Annotated in this window: 4 protein-coding genes; all 4 read right to left on the bottom strand. The window is 40.8% G+C overall.

Annotated features, from left to right (window positions below):
• Positions 1–105: 105 nt before the first annotated feature.
• Positions 106–1,143, bottom strand: a complete 1,038-nt coding sequence (gene holA / locus WKI42_RS09340; RefSeq protein ID WP_368081780.1) for a DNA polymerase III subunit delta — start codon at positions 1,141–1,143, stop codon at positions 106–108.
• Positions 1,144–1,175: 32 nt separating this feature from the next.
• A complete protein-coding gene (locus WKI42_RS09345; RefSeq protein WP_173213748.1) occupies positions 1,176–2,111 on the bottom strand; it encodes a dihydroorotate oxidase in 936 nt (311 codons plus the stop codon).
• A gap of 451 nt (positions 2,112–2,562) precedes the next feature.
• Positions 2,563–3,753 carry a methionine adenosyltransferase gene (gene metK / locus WKI42_RS09350; protein ID WP_368081781.1) on the bottom strand — a complete coding sequence of 397 codons (1,191 nt, stop codon included), beginning with the start codon at positions 3,751–3,753 and terminating at the stop codon, positions 2,563–2,565.
• A 369-nt stretch (positions 3,754–4,122) separates the two neighbouring features.
• Positions 4,123–5,466 carry a DEAD/DEAH box helicase gene (locus tag WKI42_RS09355; RefSeq protein ID WP_196319996.1) on the bottom strand — a complete coding sequence of 448 codons (1,344 nt, stop codon included), beginning with the start codon at positions 5,464–5,466 and terminating at the stop codon, positions 4,123–4,125.
• Between the last annotated feature and the right edge of the window lie 68 nt (positions 5,467–5,534).

Below are 5,534 nucleotides of genomic sequence, written 5' to 3' on the forward strand. Positions count from 1 at the left end.
TCCTAGTTTGCTCTTTGATTTTCCTTGAGTATAAAACAAGCAAATTAGCAAGAAACCCATGACAAAATAATAATATTGACACGGGTTATAGTTTCAAAAATAATTTCAATTTACCTGACTAGCAATCTGTAGGAGTGCCTTTTCAAAAAGGAAACCTTTTTCATAAAGACCTGTCTTAATCTGATAGTCTGTCTCAATCAAATAGGAAATAGCTTGCTTCAAAAAGCTCAAGGAAAGTCCTCTTGAATCTCTCAGCGCAAACTTGATTTGATAGGGATTAGGATTGCGTCCGAGAAAACTTCCTAGACTATTTGCAATCTGAGATTCTGTTTGCCCAGACTCCGCCAAAATCTTCACCTGAGTAAAAGTCCGAAATTGTCCTAGCATGACTGCAATCAGTTTGATTTCATCTTCACCTTGCAAGGTCAAGTCTCTAACCAAGTCACGCGCCTGATCCATCTTTTTAGTCAGAATAAACTGAGTTAAGTCAAAGATATTGTCCTGCAAGGTCTTGGGAATAGCGTTGACAATATCCTCTTCTTCGATAACAGAATCTGCCTTATAGGACTGTAAAAAGAGGAGATTTTTCTGAATTTCGCTAAATTGAAAACCAGATTTGATAAGGAGATTTTCAGAAGAATTATTGGCAAACTGCAGACCTTGTTTCTGGCTCCACTTTTGGAAATACTGGCGCAATTCTTGTTCTTTGGCTTCTACTGCGTCAAAAACCTTGGCATCACGCTTCAGTAATTTAACCAACCGTCTTTTACTATCCAGTTTTCCTTCCGCAAAGATCAACAACTTGGTTGTTGGCGAAGGATTGTCAAGGTATTCCTCAAACGACTTAAGCTCATCATCTGTTAAAAAGCGTTTCTTGGCTGTTGTCATATCAACAAAATGATCCAATATCACGATTTTCTCATCCGCAAAGAAAGGAAGGCTGACTAACTCCAGTTCCACATCCTTGTAAACTACTTCTTTCATATCAAAGTAGGCAAAGTTGAGGTCGGCAGAATCATAGCCAATCTGTTTCAATACTTGACTCTTCATCACTTCAAACTGACCCTGATCTGTCCCTGTAAATAGGCTTAGACTAGGTAAATTTGATAAAGTCAACTTCTGACTTTCTTCAATGGCTAGCATCTTCTCTCCTTTCTTCTGATTTTTTAATGAATTTAATCAATATAGCGCAATTCCCCACGGAAATCTTCTAAGCTCTCGTACCCTTTTTCCGCCATGATAGCTTTTAGTTCATTGGTAATACGTTCGAAAGCACCGACGCCTTCTTTGTGAAGGGTGGTTCCCACCTGTACCATACTGGCACCACAGAGGATGTGTTCAAAGGCATCACGACCAGTCAGAACTCCTCCTGTTCCGATGATTTGGATTTGAGGGTTTAAGCGTTGATAAAAGGCGTGAACATTAGCTAGAGCAGTCGGTTTGATATACTCCCCACCAATCCCACCGAAACCATTTTTAGGGCGAATAACGACAGATTCATCTTCTATATACAGTCCGTTTCCGATTGAGTTGACGCAGTTGACAAACTTGAGCGGATACTTGTTAAAAATAGCTGCCGCTTGGTCAAAGTGAACAATATCAAAATAAGGTGGAAGCTTAATTCCAAGAGGTTTTGTAAAGTAAGCAAATACTTCTGCCAAAATCCGGTCTGTTGTCTCAAAATCATAGGCAATCTGAGGTTTTCCTGGAACATTTGGACAGGAGAGGTTTAGCTCAGTCAGACCACGAAAATCACTCTCTTGGACTTTTTTCAAAATAGTATGGGTTTCCTCTGGAGACATGCCAACTAGAGATAAAAAGAAAGTTCGGTTCGGCTCTTTTTCCTGCAAGTCCAAAAGATAGTTCAAATAATAGTCTAAGCCCTTATTCGGCAAGCCCATAGAGTTGATAGAACCAAGTGGGACATCTTGATAGCGTGGCTCAGGATTTCCCTGACGGAAGTCCAAGGTTGCTGTCTTAGTGACAAAGGTTCCTGCCGCTGAGTTTTTAACCCCTTCTAGCTCCTCTATCGTCATACAAGCCACACCTGCTGCATTCATCAAGCAATTATCAAACTCAAAACCAGCAATTTGTGTTTTCGTTGATACCATGATTCTAATCCTCCAGATTCCTTTTATTGCTAATATTATACCACAGTTTTAATTCTAGGTTTACTAGATTCTATGGTTCTATCTATTTATTCGGAAAAGAAAGTCTAGTGCAGAAGTCATGCTATGGAAACAGCTAGTGTATTGGAAGTTTGAACAAGGTTTGGGTAACAGACTTTTGAATGAAGTCCAAGCAACAAGGAGAAATCTCAACCATGAGTCCATTCCATGACTCTGTTGCTCTAGAAAACCTTGCAATAGTCAAGTGATAACGAATAAAACTTTGGATTGAAATATCCCCATGATTATCTATTACGAGGAGAAATCTCAACCATTATCATTTTTAAAGAAATACATGTAAATCTCTACTTTCGCAAAATGGATTTTCAGAACAGTATCCCAGTATAGTTAAAAACCATAAAAAAGAGGGAGATTCCCTCTTTCTTCAATTCATTTATTTGACTGCTTCTTTCAAAGCGTTTACCTTGTCCAAGCGTTCCCATGGAAGGTCAATATCTGTACGTCCCATGTGTCCATAAGCTGCTGTTTGACGGTAAATTGGACGCTTAAGATCCAGCATTTGGATAATTCCTGCAGGGCGAAGGTCAAATATTTGACGAGCTGCTTTTTCAAGCTTACTTTCAGCTACTGTTCCTGTACCGAAGGTATCGATACGAACAGAAACAGGCTGGGCAACACCGATAGCGTAAGCCAATTGTACTTCCGCCTTCTTAGCAAGACCCGCTGCAACAATATTCTTGGCAATATAGCGAGCCGCGTATGACGCAGAACGGTCAACTTTTGTCGCATCCTTACCAGAGAAGGCACCGCCACCATGACGAGAGTAGCCACCATAGGTATCCACGATAATCTTACGACCAGTCAAACCTGAGTCTCCTTGAGGTCCGCCGATTACAAAACGACCAGTAGGATTGATGAAGAATTTTGTTTGCTCATCCAAGTAAGAGGCTGGAATAACTTCTTTGATAATCTTGTTAATAACATCATTGTGAATTTGTTCGTTGCTGACTTCTGGATCGTGCTGAGTTGAAATAACAACTGTGTCCACACGTACTGGACGGTCATTTTCATCGTACTCAACCGTAACTTGTGATTTAGCATCTGGGCGAAGATAGCTAATTTCACCAGACTTACGAAGTTCTGCCAGACGACGAACCAATTTATGACTGAGTGAAATTGGCAATGGCATCAGCTCTTCTGTTTCATCCACTGCAAATCCAAACATGAGCCCTTGGTCTCCAGCACCAATCAAGTCAAGTGGGTCTTGATCAGCATTTCCACGGACCTCCAAGGCTTCGTTAACACCTTGAGCAATATCTGGTGACTGCTCAACAAGTGACGGATGGACTCCCACAGTCTCAGCAGAAAAACCATACTCTGTATTGGTGTAACCAATCTCTGCAATGGTATCACGAACCACACGGTTGATATCCACATAGGCATTTGTAGATATTTCACCAAAAACATGGACGGAACCAGTATATACAGCTGTCTCAGCAGCAACGTGCGCCTCTGGATCCTTGGCTAAAATAGCATCCAAAATCGCATCTGAAATTTGGTCTGCAATCTTATCTGGATGCCCCTCAGATACAGATTCAGACGTGAATAATTTACGTTCTGACATAAAAATGTCCCCCCTTAAAAATAGTGTTATAGAGTTACAAAGTACTGGTAGGTATTTCCATTATCTAAGAGTTACGACGCGAAAGAAATAAAAACAATACTTTTTTATTTCTGAAACTAGTAAGGCGCATAGGGTGACCACCTTATAGCGGCAACCGTAGAATGACGAGCGACTACTTTGGAGCCGTCAGTCTTTGCGAGTTGCGACTCGCAAGAAAAAATAGAAATGCCTACCATCTTATCGGGACTATATAACTTTATCATTATACCATTTTTTAGCGCAATTTGCAGTCTTTAATGTGATATTTCGGTTTAGATAGTTCGTTCTCATAAAACAAAAAGTTGGAGTTCAGTACTCCAACAATTTCTATTAAAATGTTTGGCGTTTAGCTTTACGCTCTGCACGACCTCGAGCGCGATTTTCAGCACGCTTGGTTTTGCGGCGCTTTTCATCAACCGCCCATTGAATTTTCTTCTTATAACCCGGTTTGACTTTTTTCTTTTTCTTTTTGACCAGACCAATCATTTCAATATCAAGCTTATCTTGCTTCTTCTCACGATTAGCACGACGATCACGGTCATAGGTATCTTGAAATTCCCCGTCTTTGACCATCTTAGGAGTAAACTTGATTCCCAATTTCTCCAACTCACGGATATCCGAGTCATCGCTTGGCTGATAAAGGGTAATAGCTGTACCAGCTAGGCCATTGCGTCCAGTACGACCAACACGGTGCACAAAGAAAGATAAGTCTTGCGGAATGGCATCATTGATGACATGGCTAACACCTTCAATGTCAATCCCACGCGCCGCCAAGTCTGTTGCGACAATGTACTCAAAATCCAGATTTTTCACCTGATTCATGATTCGCTTGCGCTCACGAGGAGCAATATCTCCATGAATCTTCGCTACCTTCAATCCTTGAGCAGTCAGATATGAATGTAATTCATCAGCACGTGTCTTAGTGTTGACAAAAATCATTGCCAAATAAGGCTGCATCAACTGAGTCAATTGATAAATTTGAGCATTCTTGTCACGTCCCTTAGTAGAAATCAACCAATTATCAATGGTATCAGAAATGACCGTTTTGGTCTTGATTTTCTCCATGACAGGATTTGACAAGTATTTTTTCAAGAATGGTTGCAACTTTTGTGGAATAGTCGCTGAGAAGACCATGAATTGCAGGTCCTTTGGAAGACTGCCAGCAATCTTATCAACAGTTTCCAAGAATCCCATATCCAAGGTCATATCTGCCTCATCGACCACAAAGGTCTTAGCCTTGTGAATAGCTAGGTCACCAGACTTAACTAAGTCATAAATACGGCCAGGCGTTCCGATAACAATATGAGGCTGCTTACTTGCCAATTTCTCAATCTGGCGAGCCTTATCTGTCCCCCCCACATAATTAACCACACGAACTTCCACTTCTGAGTGGGCTGCAATCTGACGAGCTGCTTGGTAAATTTGAGTAGCTAATTCACGACTCGGTGCAGTAATGACTGCTTGAACACTATCGCTGGCTTCATCTAATTGCTGGAAAATCGGCAATAGGAAAGTGTGAGTCTTACCCGAACCTGTTTTTGATTCTCCAACCAAATCTCGGCCTGACAGGACAATGGGAATCAACTTATCTTGTACCTCTGTTGGAGTTGTAAATTTCAACTCCTGCAGGGCTTCTCTAATATAGTTTTTAAATTGAAATTTCGTAAATGACATAATATCCTCGATTCTATCTATCTTACCAATTATACCATATTTTATTCCATTTCAGTAGCCTCACTTAT

It is taken from the genome of Streptococcus pseudopneumoniae, from assembly GCF_038148935.1.
In the GTDB taxonomy this organism is placed as follows: Bacteria; Bacillota; Bacilli; order Lactobacillales; family Streptococcaceae; genus Streptococcus; species Streptococcus pseudopneumoniae_U.